Raw genomic sequence first — 14,917 nt, forward strand, 5'->3', positions numbered from 1 at the left:
AGTGATATACCCTGCACATTTGTGAAACGAAACTTTGTTCAGTTTTCAAAGGTCTATTCATTCTGTTGGATTGAATAGATAATGAATATTTAACCAATCGACTTATAAATCATATCATCAAGCTTATTTAGTGTCAAGTGTTATTTATAATAACAAACTGATTTAAATGGCTTGGTTACAGCATTCCAAAGGCTGAAACGTTGTCCGACTTAACAGAACTTAATTAGTATATCAGGCGTTGTTATTCAAGTCAATCATTATTTGAATAATTATCAACTTTTTCTCAAGCAAAACATTTAGTATCAAAATAACATTATCCGCTGGGCGATAGATTCAAATCACCATCTGCATATTTATTCGTAACGAAACGTTTGTGCTTTTTAACAACGAATATAATATTACCAAGTTATCCTACTTGGGTCAAGCCAAAATTGAGGTTTTTTCAAAAAAAGAATGCTTTCAATGAATCTCCACAGAAAACAAATCGCTTTCGCACCAAATCAAACAAAAACATCCGCCAACCAATCATGAGGTCAGTGGATGTTTTTGTCAGTTTTTTAGGATCTTACTTCAATTCTGGTGCATCAGTTTTATAAGTGGCCGTATTCTTGCCACCATTCTTAGCTTTAACGCTCGTTGGTTCTGATTTTTGAGCCTTCTCTAGCTGTTCCATACCATTAGAGTACTTATAGTTATACTTCTTCTTATCAACCGACTTGAAGTCCTTTAATTGATAAAAACGTAAAAGATCCCCTTGAATGACTCGATCAGACAGTGAAAGTTCAGTTGTAACACGATTTTGTTCCTTAGCCAATGTGGCCTTTTGCTTAGTAGTTGGCTTAATAACATCACCAGACTTCGTATTATATACAGTACTACCAACTTTAGTGAATTGTGGCGTTATAAAGTCACCATTTCTGAAAGCAACGGTTTGATTGCGATTTTTGGCGAGTAGGTCATTACCAAACTGAATCGTGTTCGTATTCTTTACACCTAGCAGATCAAGTAACGTTGGCAAGACGTCAATTTCGCCACCATAAGTATGGTTAATGCCACCCTTAAGTCCCGTTGCATGAATCATGAACGGCACTTTCTGGAATTGGGCTAAATCGTAACTCGTCACCTTATCTTTACCTAGTAACTGTGCAATAGCAGCCCGGTGATTGTTCGAAATCCCGTAATGATCACCATACAACACAATCATACTGTTCTTATATAAGCCAGCTTCCTTTAAGTAAGTGATAAACTCACCAAATGCTTCATCAAGGTAGTGTGCCGTCTGAACGTACGGATCAACCGTCTTATCACCAGTCTTAGTAGCTGGAAAATCGGTGTTTTGTTTATCCAGCTCATACGGATAATGATTGGTAAGTGTAATCAGTTTTGCATAGAAGGGCTGTGGTAATTCCTGCAAATACTTAGCTGAATCTCTAAAGAAGATCTTATCCTTTAGACCATAACCAACTGTATAATCGGATTTTTCCTTATAGTACTGAGAACTGAAGAAGTAATCATAGCCCCAAGACTTATAAGTATTGTCACGATTCCAGAAACTTGGTACGTCGCCATGGAATGCTGCAGACGTATACCCATCTTGATCAAGAAGTGCCGGCGCAGCCTGGAAAGTGTTTTGCGTGCCATATTCGGTCATTGCAGACCCTTGTGGTAGCCCGAATAAAGAGTTTTCAAGCATCATCTCGGCGTCTGAAGTCTTCCCCTGTGCTACCTGATTGTAAAAATTGTCAAAACTCATGGTGTTTTGGTTTTTGTAGAACTTGTTCAAGTTAGGTGTAACTTCCTTACCATCCACCTTGTAGTTGATCAAATATTGTTGAAAACTTTCCAAGTGAATGATAATGACATTCTTGCCTTTTTGAGTGCCAAAGGTCGTTGCGTTAGCTGCCACACGATTATGTTTCAAATATTTCTCTACACTCTTCAGATCACTCGCATTAGCGTGGGCCCGGGTTGCACTCTGTTTTTGAGTTTGATACACACTAAACGCTGCGTATTCGTTTAAGCCCAAATACTTAACTAAGTAGTTGTTATCAAAGGTTCGCGTTAACAAGCCAGACCGATCAGCGTTGGCCATACCATATTCTGCTCCCATTAATGCAAAGGACAATATCGTCATTGTAAACGCAAAGCGGCGTTTGAACGGCCGACCATCAATGCGAATCACGTGTGTCAATAACAGGACAATCAGTAAAATAATATCAAGATAGACAAAAAAGTCCGATGGATGAATAATCTGCCCAATACTCTTACCCAAGTTATTTTGAACATTACCCGATCCTTTAATGATCCCAAATGAAAGGAAATCGGAAAACTCGCGGTAGTAAATAATGTTAGCAAACAACCAAGTTGTCTGAATGACATCAATAATTAACATTAGCCAGTAGACTAACCGACCTCTGAAGTACAATGCAATCCCAAATAAGAGCAACGCAGCGGGAATCGGATTGACGGCCAATAAAAACTCTTGAACGCCACCTTTCACGCCAAGGGTAAACTCCAGCTGGTATGCAATATAAGTCTTAATACAAAATAAAACGACTACTAAAAGAAAGAAACCGAAAACGGTGTTTAATTTAGCAGCCGTCCGTTTAACAAAATCCGACATAACATCGTGCCTCCAGGATAAACTTAACAAATGCCATTATATCGAATCTTCATCAAATAGCAATCATCACTGAATTTACTTTGAAAAAACTTCACACTTGAATGCCCAAGTAGCGTCATTTATCGACATCACAACGCTGAGCAATATTTTGGATAAAACAAAAACTATGGTCACCCATAGTTTTTGTTTTAGTTATCAGTCAACAATTCGAAAAGCTCAATTGCAACAAGATCGATATTATCAAATTCAAAATGTTCCTTAGCTTGATATTCATCCAAACTATACGTTTGTGTATCAGCATGGTAAACGACCTGTGCAAGCTCTACGCCGTCACGTTCGAAGCGCCGAGGTTGTGGTTCATCACCGGCATCTTCTTGCATGGCTTTGAGACGATTAATAATGCCAATTAACTGTGATTCTTCCATGAGAATCCCCTTTCCGGAAATCGATTTAACATTCTAATTTTACCAAAGACTGGGGATATAAGCACTATTTTTTACAAATAAGGTGCCAACTTCATAAAATTTTTAAAGCATTATCAATAAGCGGTTCGTTAAGCTTCGGATCGTTGTGATTGATGTGGTTCTTGAATGCGTTTGAACATCTTTTCCATATCAGTTTCAGTGAAGTGAATCAAGACTGGCCGACCATGGGGGCAATTAAAGGGATTCTCCGCCGTCTTAAGATGTGCAATCAATGCCTTGGCTTGCTGATCATCCAAGTGATGATTGGCCTTGATTGCCCGTTTACAACTCATCATGATTGCGGTTTTTTCACGAAATTGGGCAACTGTTAAATGCCCATCCCGAATGATCCAATCCACCATCTCTTTAATTGTATCGGCCTCTTGTCCAGCTTTAAACCAAGTCGGGTGCTGTCTGACAATAAAACTATTTGGTCCAAACTGCTCCAAGTGAAGCCCAACTGACGCTAAAGTCTCCAGCTTATCACTAATTTTAAGCATATCACTGGTGCCGTAATCGAGCACAATTGGCACTAATAATCGCTGTTGATCAGCACTCACTTCGCCAATTGCCTCGCGATAGTACTCGTAATTAACACGCTCTTGAGCGGCATGTTGATCCAAGATATAGAGCCCCTCGTCCGACTGAGCCAGCAGATAAGTGCCGTGAAATTGACCGATATAAATGAGATTTGGAAAACGTTCCGTTTGATCAAACAACTCTGTTTCAGTCGTTTTAATTGGCTGCGTCGGCATCGGAACCGGTGTGATTGGTGCGTCAAATGGCGTCACTTGTTGATCACGATACTTTTGTTCAAACTGGCTGACTACTGGACTCGTAAGATCAGCTGCCGTTTTTATTATCAGCGGGTGATTCACACCATCAGATGGCTGTTGATTGAACAGGCCTGCGTCCGTTGACTTAGACTGACTTTCAGCAGATTCCTTCGACGGTACTGGCATACCTTCCAGTGGCCGACTCGCCGGATTTTGCGGGATATATGGTTGCGATACCGCTGTCAAATTCGCAGCGACCTGCTGTGGATCTACCTGGCCGTGGTTCAAATTCGTCAACCCGTCCGGAATCAAATTTTGCCGTGCGAGCTGTTCACGAATTGCTGAAGTGATCAGTTCACCCAGCTGATCTTCCTTACTGATTCGAACTTCTTGTTTAGTTGGGTGAACGTTCACGTCAACTAACAGTGGATCCATGTCCAAGTTGATGACCGCTAGTGGATACCGCCCCACCATCAGTTTTGACCCATAGCCCTCAATAATGGCCTTCGTCAGTTGAAAGTTTTTGATATAGCGCCCGTTTAACAAAATTGAGACGTAACTCCGACTTGCACGTGTTAATTCTGGCAATGAAACAAAACCACTCACAGCAAAATCAGCGTCTTTTCCCTCGATTGGAATCATTTTAGCAGCCTTGTTCATGCCATATATGCTACCAATAACCTGCTGTAAATCGCCACGACCGGCCGTACGGACTAACTCACGACCATTGTGCGATAAAGAAATCTGAATGTCAGGATGACCAAAAGCTAACCGGTTCACGATATCAACAATTTTAGAAAGCTCAGTATTCATCGACTTTAAGTATTTCAATCTGGCTGGGACATTGTAGAACAAATCCTTCACTAAAATATCTGTGCCACGTCTAGCCTCAGCTGGTTTTTGATCAATCAGCTTGCCACCAGTGATGTGAATCGTCTGACCTTCACCACCAGTAGAACTGGTCAATTTGACATCAGCAATGGAAGCAATACTTGGCAAAGCCTCCCCGCGAAAACCCAAGGAATGAACCCGAAACAGGTCCTTACGATCGTCAATTTTGCTGGTTGCATGGCGCCTAAAGGCTAAAGCCAACTCATCGCCTTCAATGCCGCAACCATCATCAATGATTTGAATTGATTTTAAGCCCGCATCTTCAACTAGAATATCGATCTCATGACTACCGGCATCAATCGCATTTTCAACCAATTCTTTAACAACTGAAGCAGGACGCTCAATCACTTCCCCAGCTGCAATTTGATCAGCTAAAACTGCTGAAAGCTCATGAATTACTGCCATATTATCACCTCGTTAACGCTTTTTCTTACCTTGGTTTAACTGTTGCTGCCACTTATAGACTTGATTCATCACATCCATGGGTGTTAACCCCATTAGATTCATTGACCTCAATTGCTCAGCAACTTGATCAGCTTGAGTTGGCTCTTTTTCAGGCTCTGCAAACAACGATAACTGCGTGTCAGCTTCGTGCTTGGTTTCGGTTACCTGAATGGTCGATTCAGCCACTGGCGTAACGGGTACCTCAGTCTTAGAAACCGGCTCAGACTCAACAGCCGGCTGATTTGCGTGTTGCTGCTGTGCTGCGACAACCTGCACCGTGGCGTGCTGATCCGAAGAGGTTTCCAAATGACTCAAAATCGTATCCGCGCGTTGTAGCAATGAGTCTGGTAAACCAGCTAACTTAGCTACGTGGATCCCATAGGACTTATCAGCGGGTCCATCTTGCATCTGGTGCAAAAAGACGAGTTCCCCGTCCTTTTCGACCGCACCCACATGTACGTTCTTTAATCCCTTTAAACTATCTTCTAGAACAGTTAATTCATGATAGTGGGTTGAAAACAGGGTTTTCGCGTGCACATGATCATGGACAAATTCAATGATGGCCTGCGCTAACGCCATACCATCATACGTTGCGGTACCACGGCCAATCTCATCAAATAAAATGAGCGAGTTGGCGGTTGCATGAGAGAGCGCTTCATTAGCTTCTTTCATTTCCACCATAAAGGTACTCTCACCTGAAATTAGGTCATCCGCAGCACCAATTCGCGTAAATATTTGATCAAAAACCGGCATGGTTGCTGACGTCGCAGGTACAAAACACCCCATTTGGGCTAATACAACTGTCAAAGCCAACTGCCGCATATACGTACTCTTCCCAGACATGTTGGGTCCGGTAATGAGCAAAATATCAGTTGATTCAGGCATCGCCACGTCATTTGGCACGTAAGTTTGACGTCCCAAGACCTTTTCCACCACTGGATGTCTGCCAGCTTCAATCGAAAGCTCGTGACCACCAGTAGTCAAAGTCGGCGCGACAAAGCGATACTTTTCGCTGACATCCGCAAAGCTCTGTAAAACATCCAGCTCTGACACAGCGTGCGCCAAGCTTTGGATCCGTTGAATATTTTGCTTGACTAGTTCTCGAACTTTCACGAACAATTGATATTCTAAATCAGTCGACTTTTCTTCCGCCTCTAAAATAAGATGTTCTTTTTCCTTTAATTCGGGCGTTGTAAATCGTTCAGAATTAGTCAACGTTTGTTTTCGTTCATAGCGGTCCTCAGGTAACTTATCCAGATTTGCCTTAGTGACTTCAATATAATACCCAAATACCCGGTTATACCCGATTTTTAGGTTATTGATCCCAGTAATTTGCCGTTCGGATGCCTCTAATTCAGCCAACCACTGTTTACCGTTATGCATGGCTTGCCGATACTGATCTAGCGTTGCATCGTAGTTGTCTTTGATGACACCACCATCCGTTACGGACAACGGTGGCTCCTCAACGATTGCTGAATCAATCACTTCAGTCACATCATCAATGGGGTCCAAGCGTTCGAGAATGTCATCAAACGTTGTTTGTGGCAGCTCATTTAGCACATGCTGCAACTTAGGAATCTGCTTGAGTGAGGTTTTCAGTTGAATTAAATCCCGACCGTTAACACTCCCGAAAGCAACGCGACCGGCTAGTCTTTCCAAATCGTAAACCTGTGTCAGTTCCTCTTGCAAGCTATTGCGCTCGAAGTACTGATCAACTAAAACGGCTACCTTTTGCTGACGGGCCATAATGTCGGTCCGGTTAACTAACGGCCGATCAAGCCATTGCTTTAATAACCGACCGCCCATTGCCGTCTTGGTTTCATCTAACAGCCACAATAGCGTCCCACTCTTTTTGCCCGTGCGGATGTTTTGCGTTAACTCCAAGTTTCGCTGTGAATAATGGTCCATTTTGAGGAAAAAGGCTGGCTTGTAAACCACCGCTCGTTGCAGGTGAGCAAGACTCCGTTTTTGAGTCGTGACGATATAGGTCAATAAATGATTTAAAACCGTTTGTTGTTCGGTTAGTTGAACATCTTGCGTTAAATAACTAAGTTCCGCTTTTACTTCAGTGTCGGTCTGAGTTGAAATTAAAATACCGACCTTTTGTAACTGACTGGTAACGTCTGCTTCAACAGTTTGATCAACCACGATTTCTTTAGTCTGCAAGCTCATGACTTCGTTTAAGACGGCCTCAAAGTTGTTCAAACTGGTCACTTTTAATTCACCAGTCGAAAGGTCCGTGTACGCAAACCCAAATTGTTCATCAGTTTGAGTCAGTGCCGTTAAGTAGTTATTTTGCTTAGCATTGCCCACACCAGTATCCGTTTGTGTACCGGGCGTCACCAACTGGATAACTTCTCGTTTCACCATTCCCTTGGCAAGTTTTGGATCTTCCATCTGCTCACAAATGGCAACTTTATATCCCTTATCAACCAAGATATCGATATAGTTTTGAGCTGCGTGATGCGGAACACCACACATTGGAATCGGATTTTTAGAACTGTGATTACGCGTCGTCAACGTTAACTCTAACAACTGAGCGCCCTTGATGGCATCATCATTGAACATTTCATAGAAATCACCGAGTCGATAAAACAAAAAAGCGTCTGGATACTGATCTTTAATTGCTTGATATTGAACCATCATCGGCGTTTGATTTTCTTTCGCCAATCTCTCCACCTCTTACTTCATAAATCTTTAATTATCATAGGGATGTGCGGGGTCAATTAAAACCCGCTTGATTTTTGTTGCATGACCAGTTTCATCATTGATATCAATCACGCAACCGCCTAAGATTCCGGCATCATTAGTTTCAACTTCATAACGCGCTGGTCGCTGATTTAAAAAGCGGCCGATCACACTAGCAGATTGCATGCCCAAAATACCACTGGTTGGACCGGTCATGCCAGCATCCGTTAAGAAAGCCGTTTGGTGATCAATAATTTGTTCATCACTGGTTTGAACGTGCGTGTGCGTGCCGACCACCGCCGATACTCGGCCCTTTAAATACTCCGCAATTGCACGTTTTTCACTGGTCGCTTCCGCATGCATATCAACAAAGATCACCGGCGTTTCTTTTCGAATCTCATCGACCAGACGATCGGCTGTCGCAAAGGGATCATCCAGCGGGGGTAAGAACACTCGACCTTGCAAATTGATCACGGCCAAAGTGGCTTGGTTAACCCTTAACTTCGTCCAACCAAGACCGGGGACGTCCTTACCAGGAAAATTAGCCGGTCGTACTAATTTAGTCGCATCATCAATAAATTCAAACAGTTCTTTATTATCCCACGTATGGTTGCCCATCGTGACAACGTCCGCACCGCTGGCAAGGAGTTGCTTGTATATTTTTTGACTAATGCCACGGCCGACTGGCGTTGAATTCTCGCCATTCACAATGGTCGCTTGGGGCTTCAAATCCCGCTTGAGTTTCGGTAGATAAGTTTGAATCATCTCAACGCCGACATTCCCGACGACATCACCAATAAATAAAATCCGCATGTTGTTCCTCTAATCTAATTTAGTTTGAAGCAATATGTTTTAGTTTAACACATCAGACGTATAAACGACCGCCTACAGAACTTTAACACCCATTAAAAAAGATCATCAAAGTCATAAGGGCTTTGATGATCCATTGATTCAATTGCTAAGCCTTACTTAGCATATGCAACCGACCGAACTTCACGAATAACAGAAACTTTGATGTGACCTGGATAATCCATATCACTCTCAATTTTTTCTTTAATGTCGTGGGCCAGGGTAACTGCATCTAAATCTGAAATTTTGTTTGGTTTAACGATTACGCGAACTTCGCGCCCTGCTTGAATGGCGAATGACTTCTTGACGCCGTCAAATTCATCAGCGATATTTTCTAACCGTTCCAAACGGTGAATGAAGCTCTCAAGTGAATCGCTTCGTGCACCGGGTCTCGAAGCAGAAATCGTGTTTGCTGCCGCCACTATTTCAGAAATCACATAGTGTGGTGTAGCAGTCGATTCGTGGGCCGCAATTGCATCAATCACAACTGGGCTTTCTTTATACTTCTTGGCTAGGTCAATCCCAATCTGAACGTGAGACTCCTCAACGTCATTTTCAACCGCTTTACCAATATCGTGTAATAATCCTGCGCGTTTTGCTAGCGTAACATCCTCACCTAATTCGGCTGCGAAGATTCCTGATAATTTAGCAACTTCAATGGCATGTGTTAAGACATTTTGACCATATGAAATTCGATAATTCATCTGACCGACAAGTTTAATCAATGCTGGGTGCATTGAGTGAATGCCGAGATCAAAGACTGTTTGCTCACCGAGATCTTGGATTTGTTCGTCCAATTCCTTGCGTGCCTTTTCGACCATTTCTTCAATTCGAGCTGGATGAATTCGACCATCTTGAATCAGCTTCTCAAGGGCCAGCTTAGCAACTTCTCGACGAATCGGGTCAAACCCACTCAAGACGACAGCTTCTGGCGTGTCGTCAATGATCAGGTCAATTCCAGTCAAGGTCTCTAAGGTTCGAATATTACGCCCCTCACGACCGATGATTCGACCTTTCATATCGTCATTTGGTAGTGTCACAACGGAAACGGTTGTGTCAGACACCATGTCGGCACCACTACGTTGAATGGCCTGAACGATCAATGACTTAGCCTTCTCATCCGCCTCTTGGGCAGCTTGTTGATTACTTTCCTTAATCATCTTAGCGCGTTCAGCACTTAACGCCTGTTTTGCTTCGTTAATTATCAAAGACTGCGCTTCCTCTTGAGAAAGTGCAGCCGCTTCTTCTACGGCAGCCTGCCGTTTTTCAACCAATGAGTCCGCTTGCTGTTGTAATTTAGCTAACTTCTGTTGTTCAGAGTTCAACTTGTTTTCTTTGTGCTCTAAAACATCTTCGCGCTTTTGAAAAGCGTTATCTTTGCGATCAAGCGCTTCTTCTCGCTGTAAAACTCGATCCTCTTGCTTTTGAACTTCTCCACGTTGCCGTTTCAAATCACGTTCAATTTCTGATCGATAGCGATGACTTTCATCTTTGGCTTCAAGCAAGGCCTCTTTGGTGTCCGTCTCTGCTTGCTTTTTCGCATCAGCTAAAATATCTTGTGCGTTTTCGTGCGCTGCGTTCAACTTACGCTCAATCAGCGTTTTGTGAACAAAGTATCCGATTCCCACACCTACAACGATAGCGATGATAGCGAGGATTATTTCTGGAATACCCATGATTCCACCTCCGCATCATCAAAATTATTTGATTGCTAAATCAGTAAATTTTTAGATGTTAATTGATTATTGACACAATTAATATTTTAATGTTTCAACCATAGCCTGTCAATAAAACATCACGCCACCACGGTAGTTATTTAGTTTAGTGCTGCTTTTAAGTGTCGTTTTTTCATTGTATTCTCATAATTAGCCGATAAAGCATTTCAACTCGCGACCCATTTAATTGCTTCGAAAAATAATGACCGTGCCATGTACTAAGCATGAACGCAAGTCACGATTCATCGAATGGTCCTAAATCCAACGTCTCAACATCATCAATTTCTGACGAAGACTGATTGGCCGACTGCTCGAGTTCACCATCAATACCATACGCCAACCGAACCTGAGCCCGGATCTCAGCCATCAATTGTGGATGTTCGGCAAGGTAATGCTTGGCCTTTTCGCGTCCCTGACCAATGCGTTCATCGTGATAGGCGTACCAGGACCCCGCTTTTTTCAAGATGGCCTTATCAGTCGCCATATCGACTAACTCACCAGTTTGAGAAATGCCAGTACCATACATCATATCCACTTCTGCCCGTTTGAAAGGTGGTGCCACCTTATTTTTGACAACCTTGATTCGAACACGATTCCCGATAATTTCCGATCCATCCTTGATTTGTTCAGCTCGCCGAACTTCTAGTCGAATCGTCGCGTAAAACTTTAACGCACGGCCGCCAGGTGTCGTTTCTGGATTACCAAACATCACACCCACTTTTTCACGAATTTGGTTGATAAAGATGGCAATGGTTTGCGTTTTATTAACCGACCCTGATAATTTCCGCAACGCCTGAGACATCAGTCTGGCTTGCAGGCCAACGTGGGCGTCACCCATTTCACCCTCAATTTCTGCGCGTGGCACGAGTGCAGCAACTGAGTCCACCACCAGCAAATCAATAGCACCACTCGCAACCAGTTCATCCGCAATTTCAAGTCCCTGCTCACCCGTATCCGGTTGGGATAAAAGCAAGTCGTCAACGTTCACGCCTAGCTGTCTGGCGTAGGCTGCATCAAGCGCATTTTCTGCGTCAATGTAAGCCGCGATACCGCCATTTTTTTGCACTTCGGCGACAGCATGAAGGGCGACAGTTGTTTTGCCGGAACTTTCAGGCCCATAAATTTCGATAATGCGGCCTTTAGGATAGCCACCAACGCCCAATGCGTTATCTAGTGCTAATGAACCGCTTGACACCGTCGCGATGTGCGTATCTGCAGCCTCACCCATCCGCATAATGGCACCTTTGCCGAAGTTTTTTTCGATTTTTTTCAACGCTGCATTAAGAGCTGCTTGCCGTTCTTCTGCCATATTCGTCCTCCTCCGTACTAAGTACGACTGCGTGTTTGGCTTCGTAGCACAATGCCACAACACGATTGAAACGTCATGGAATCACTCATTTTTCATTTAAACGTTGCCGAACCAAATCCAAACCAGACATGACCGATCGAGCTCGAATCTGCTGACGGCCATTATTAAAGTGGTATAAGTAGGCTTGCGGGGCTTGATTTTTGAATGCGATCCCAATCCAAACGGTTCCAGCAGGTTGGTGTTCCAGTTCATCGGGACCAGCCACACCCGTGAATGAGACCGCAATATCCGTGTTGAGTTGCTGTTTAGCTTGTTTAGCCATCCAAATCGCAGTTTGTTCACTCACAACGCCATGAGTTGCAATCACTTCACTTGGAATCGCAAGTAATTGCTGTTTGGCTTCATTTGCATACGTCACAAACCCGCCAGGAAATACCGCAGAGACACCCGGAACGCGGCCAATCGTACTTTGAAATTCACCAGCAGTTAAGCTCTCAGCAGCAGTAATTGTCAGATGGTGTTTAATCAGCTGTGCCACAACGGCCGCTTCCAAAGAAAAATCATCACCATGGCCATAGAAATACTGACCGTCAATCGACAAAATCTTATCTTCGATCTCATCAATTAATTGATTCGCCGATATGTCATCAACTGCCGAGGCGGTTATGCGTAATGTGACCTCCGCTGCTTTTGCGTACGGCGCAATTGTCGGATTAGATTGAGTTGAAATTAGATCAGCTAAATCTGTCACCAATTGTGATTCCCCGATACCAACAAAGCGCATCACTCTTGAAACGTACACTTGCTTTTCAGCACGGTGTTGCTTAAGTGCTGGCATGAGTTCAGATTCAATCATTTTCAAACACTCTGCCGGTGGTCCCGGTAGTAAAACGTAACTGGCGCCGTGGTCATTGAGGTATAAATCACCTACCGCGTAGCCATTATGGTTAGCCAGACTGATGGCGTGCTCGATTTTTAAGGCCTGCTTTTGATTGTTTGCAGATTGCATTCGACCGGTTAATTGCGCCTGATGGTCAATTTTAGCTTGAGCCGCTTGATCAACCACTAACCGCTCGTGTAAGTGTTTAGCGACAATTTGCTTGGTCAAGTCATCCTCCGTGGGACCAAGCCCACCGATGGTCATCACCATATCACTGCGTTGCTCCGCAATAGTTAAAACTTGCTCTAGTCGTTGCGGATTATCTCCCACAACCGTTTGATAATAGACATTAATGCCAATTTCAGCTAACTTCGCCGCCAAGTACGCGCCGTTAGTGTTGGTAATTTGGCCGAGTAATAATTCTGTACCTACTGCTACAATTTCTGCATTCACACTGTCACATCCCTATACTCATTTTCTCAATCTTACCACGCGACTTGAAATTGCGTTACCTGAACCGCTGATTGTTCCTAGCTGTTGTCGATATCCGTTATCTTGATAATCAAAAAACCAGTACCTCCTGTATTAGGACGCACTGGTCAATGATTGTTTCATAATTTCGATTAAATCGTATTATCCTCGCACTTCACTATTCATGAAATGAATCCGCAAAAACACTACCGTTTTTGACAAAGTAATCGATTCCCGAGTAAACCGTAAAGAATAGGCAAACGTACAGCAAAATCGTACCAAGTGGGAGATGCCAGTTAGCAAACAACACGTTGTTAAGCAGTAATAAGATAATACTAAACATTTGTGATGTTGTCTTAATTTTACCCGGCCATGCTGCAGCTAATACCTGACCATCGTTTTCAACAATGATTAATCGTAATCCTGTGACGGCTAATTCACGGCAGACAATAATCGCAACTACCCATGCAGGTGCTAAGCCCATCTCGACGAGCAAAATAAAAGCCGTCATGACGATCATTTTATCCGCCAAGGGATCAGCGAACTTGCCAAAATTAGTGACGAGGTGTTGACGCCGAGCAATCTGGCCATCCAAAAAATCTGTAATTGAAGCGACGGCAAATACAATAGCAGCCACAATTTGGGTAATCGGAATTTTGGTACCCAACCAAATCACACTGCCCCAGCTCATTGGAACTGCCAAAATCAGCAGAAAGATTGGTATTAAAATGATTCGAACAACGGTTAACTTATTTGGTAAATTCAACCCGTTTACCTCCCCAAAAAATTGATTTCAGTATAAAAGGTAAGCCAAGCGGCTTACCTTTAAATTACTTGAACTGAACGGTGATATTTTGTACTTGCGACGAAGTTGTCGTTGTAGAAGAACTGGTCGTAGTCGTGGTGCTATCACTGGTTGTCGATGAAGCTGTCGTAGCGGAAGACGTCGAGGTTGTTGAAATTGGTAGTTTTTTGCCACCAATCGTAATTGACGTCGATGGTGCGTTCCCTAAGTTGAAGGTTGCAGAAGTTGCACTTGAACTAACCTTAACACTCTGGGTCTTGCCGGCGGTTAACGTGCCTTGCCATACGGTACTGCCGTTGGAGGTGACTGACACCCAAGCACTGGCACTACTCTTCAACTTCACTGTCTTCGTCTTTGGCGCATTCGTCATATCATAAGTCGTGGTTGTCCCAGAAGTCGATACTTTTGAGAAACTTGCCTTGCTGGCAGAACTTGACGCTTTCTTAGCCTTTTTGCTTGATGCCTTCGAAGAAGCGCTGCTAGCTTTTTGACTACTACCAGAAACTGATACCGAGCTACTGTCCACGTTTTGTGAACTGCTGCTCTGTTGTGAGTTCTTAGTGCTGGCATACCAGATCCCAATCAAGACTGCCACCACAACCACTACGGCTGCGACGATGGGCACTTGTCGCCGAATTTTGGCCGTTCGATCGTCTACTTTACGTTGAGCTGAACGCGTCTCTGGATTTTCTTCATTAACCCGATCCTTGTATTCCTGGGTCTTGGTACTTGGTAATTGATCACTGAACTGGTCAAGTAGTTCGTTACCATCCAAGCCCACGGTCTCAGCATACTGCTTGATAAACGCACGAACATAGAAATCACCTGGTAAATCTGAGAACTGGCCATCTTCAATCGCGATAAGGTATCGTTTTTGAATCTTGGTGGTCTGTTGCAGATCGTCCAGGGTATAACCCTTTGCAATCCTGGCGTCACGTAATGTTTCGCCAATTGACTTACTATTTTCACTCATAGAAATTCTCCACCTATAAAATCTTGTTT

Annotated in this window: 10 protein-coding genes; all 10 read right to left on the reverse strand. The window is 43.4% G+C overall.

Translation table 11 applies throughout. The annotated features are described in order from the left end of the window. Nucleotides 1-565: 565 nt before the first annotated feature. On the reverse strand, nt 566-2,623 hold the full coding sequence (locus FD04_RS01250) for an LTA synthase family protein (RefSeq protein WP_056946405.1): 2,058 nt from the start codon (nt 2,621-2,623) through the stop codon (nt 566-568). A gap of 188 nt (nt 2,624-2,811) precedes the next feature. Next, complete coding sequence (locus FD04_RS01255; protein ID WP_056946407.1) at nt 2,812-3,048, reverse strand: YkuJ family protein; 237 nt, start codon at nt 3,046-3,048, stop codon at nt 2,812-2,814. A gap of 128 nt (nt 3,049-3,176) precedes the next feature. Next, on the reverse strand, nt 3,177-5,159 hold the full coding sequence (mutL, locus tag FD04_RS01260) for a DNA mismatch repair endonuclease MutL (RefSeq protein ID WP_056946408.1): 1,983 nt from the start codon (nt 5,157-5,159) through the stop codon (nt 3,177-3,179). 12 nt (nt 5,160-5,171) lie between these two features. After that, nucleotides 5,172-7,868: a DNA mismatch repair protein MutS gene (mutS, locus tag FD04_RS01265; RefSeq protein WP_056946410.1), complete on the reverse strand. Its 2,697-nt coding sequence runs from the start codon at nt 7,866-7,868 to the stop codon at nt 5,172-5,174. A gap of 27 nt (nt 7,869-7,895) precedes the next feature. After that, complete coding sequence (locus FD04_RS01270) at nt 7,896-8,699, reverse strand: TIGR00282 family metallophosphoesterase (RefSeq protein WP_056946411.1); 804 nt, start codon at nt 8,697-8,699, stop codon at nt 7,896-7,898. A gap of 152 nt (nt 8,700-8,851) precedes the next feature. Then, nucleotides 8,852-10,411, reverse strand: a complete 1,560-nt coding sequence (rny, locus tag FD04_RS01275; RefSeq protein ID WP_056946412.1) for a ribonuclease Y — start codon at nt 10,409-10,411, stop codon at nt 8,852-8,854. Nucleotides 10,412-10,685: 274 nt separating this feature from the next. Then, nucleotides 10,686-11,759: a recombinase RecA gene (gene recA, locus FD04_RS01280; protein ID WP_056946414.1), complete on the reverse strand. Its 1,074-nt coding sequence runs from the start codon at nt 11,757-11,759 to the stop codon at nt 10,686-10,688. An 85-nt stretch (nt 11,760-11,844) separates the two neighbouring features. Next, nucleotides 11,845-13,092 carry a competence/damage-inducible protein A gene (locus tag FD04_RS01285; RefSeq protein ID WP_054701751.1) on the reverse strand — a complete coding sequence of 416 codons (1,248 nt, stop codon included), beginning with the start codon at nt 13,090-13,092 and terminating at the stop codon, nt 11,845-11,847. 196 nt (nt 13,093-13,288) lie between these two features. Continuing rightward, nucleotides 13,289-13,876: a CDP-diacylglycerol--glycerol-3-phosphate 3-phosphatidyltransferase gene (pgsA, locus tag FD04_RS01290; protein ID WP_054701755.1), complete on the reverse strand. Its 588-nt coding sequence runs from the start codon at nt 13,874-13,876 to the stop codon at nt 13,289-13,291. A gap of 64 nt (nt 13,877-13,940) precedes the next feature. After that, nucleotides 13,941-14,888 carry a helix-turn-helix domain-containing protein gene (locus FD04_RS01295; protein WP_056946416.1) on the reverse strand — a complete coding sequence of 316 codons (948 nt, stop codon included), beginning with the start codon at nt 14,886-14,888 and terminating at the stop codon, nt 13,941-13,943. Nucleotides 14,889-14,917 lie beyond the last annotated feature (29 nt).

The organism is Secundilactobacillus odoratitofui DSM 19909 = JCM 15043 (genome assembly GCF_001434895.1).
In the GTDB taxonomy this organism is placed as follows: domain Bacteria; phylum Bacillota; class Bacilli; order Lactobacillales; family Lactobacillaceae; genus Secundilactobacillus; species Secundilactobacillus odoratitofui.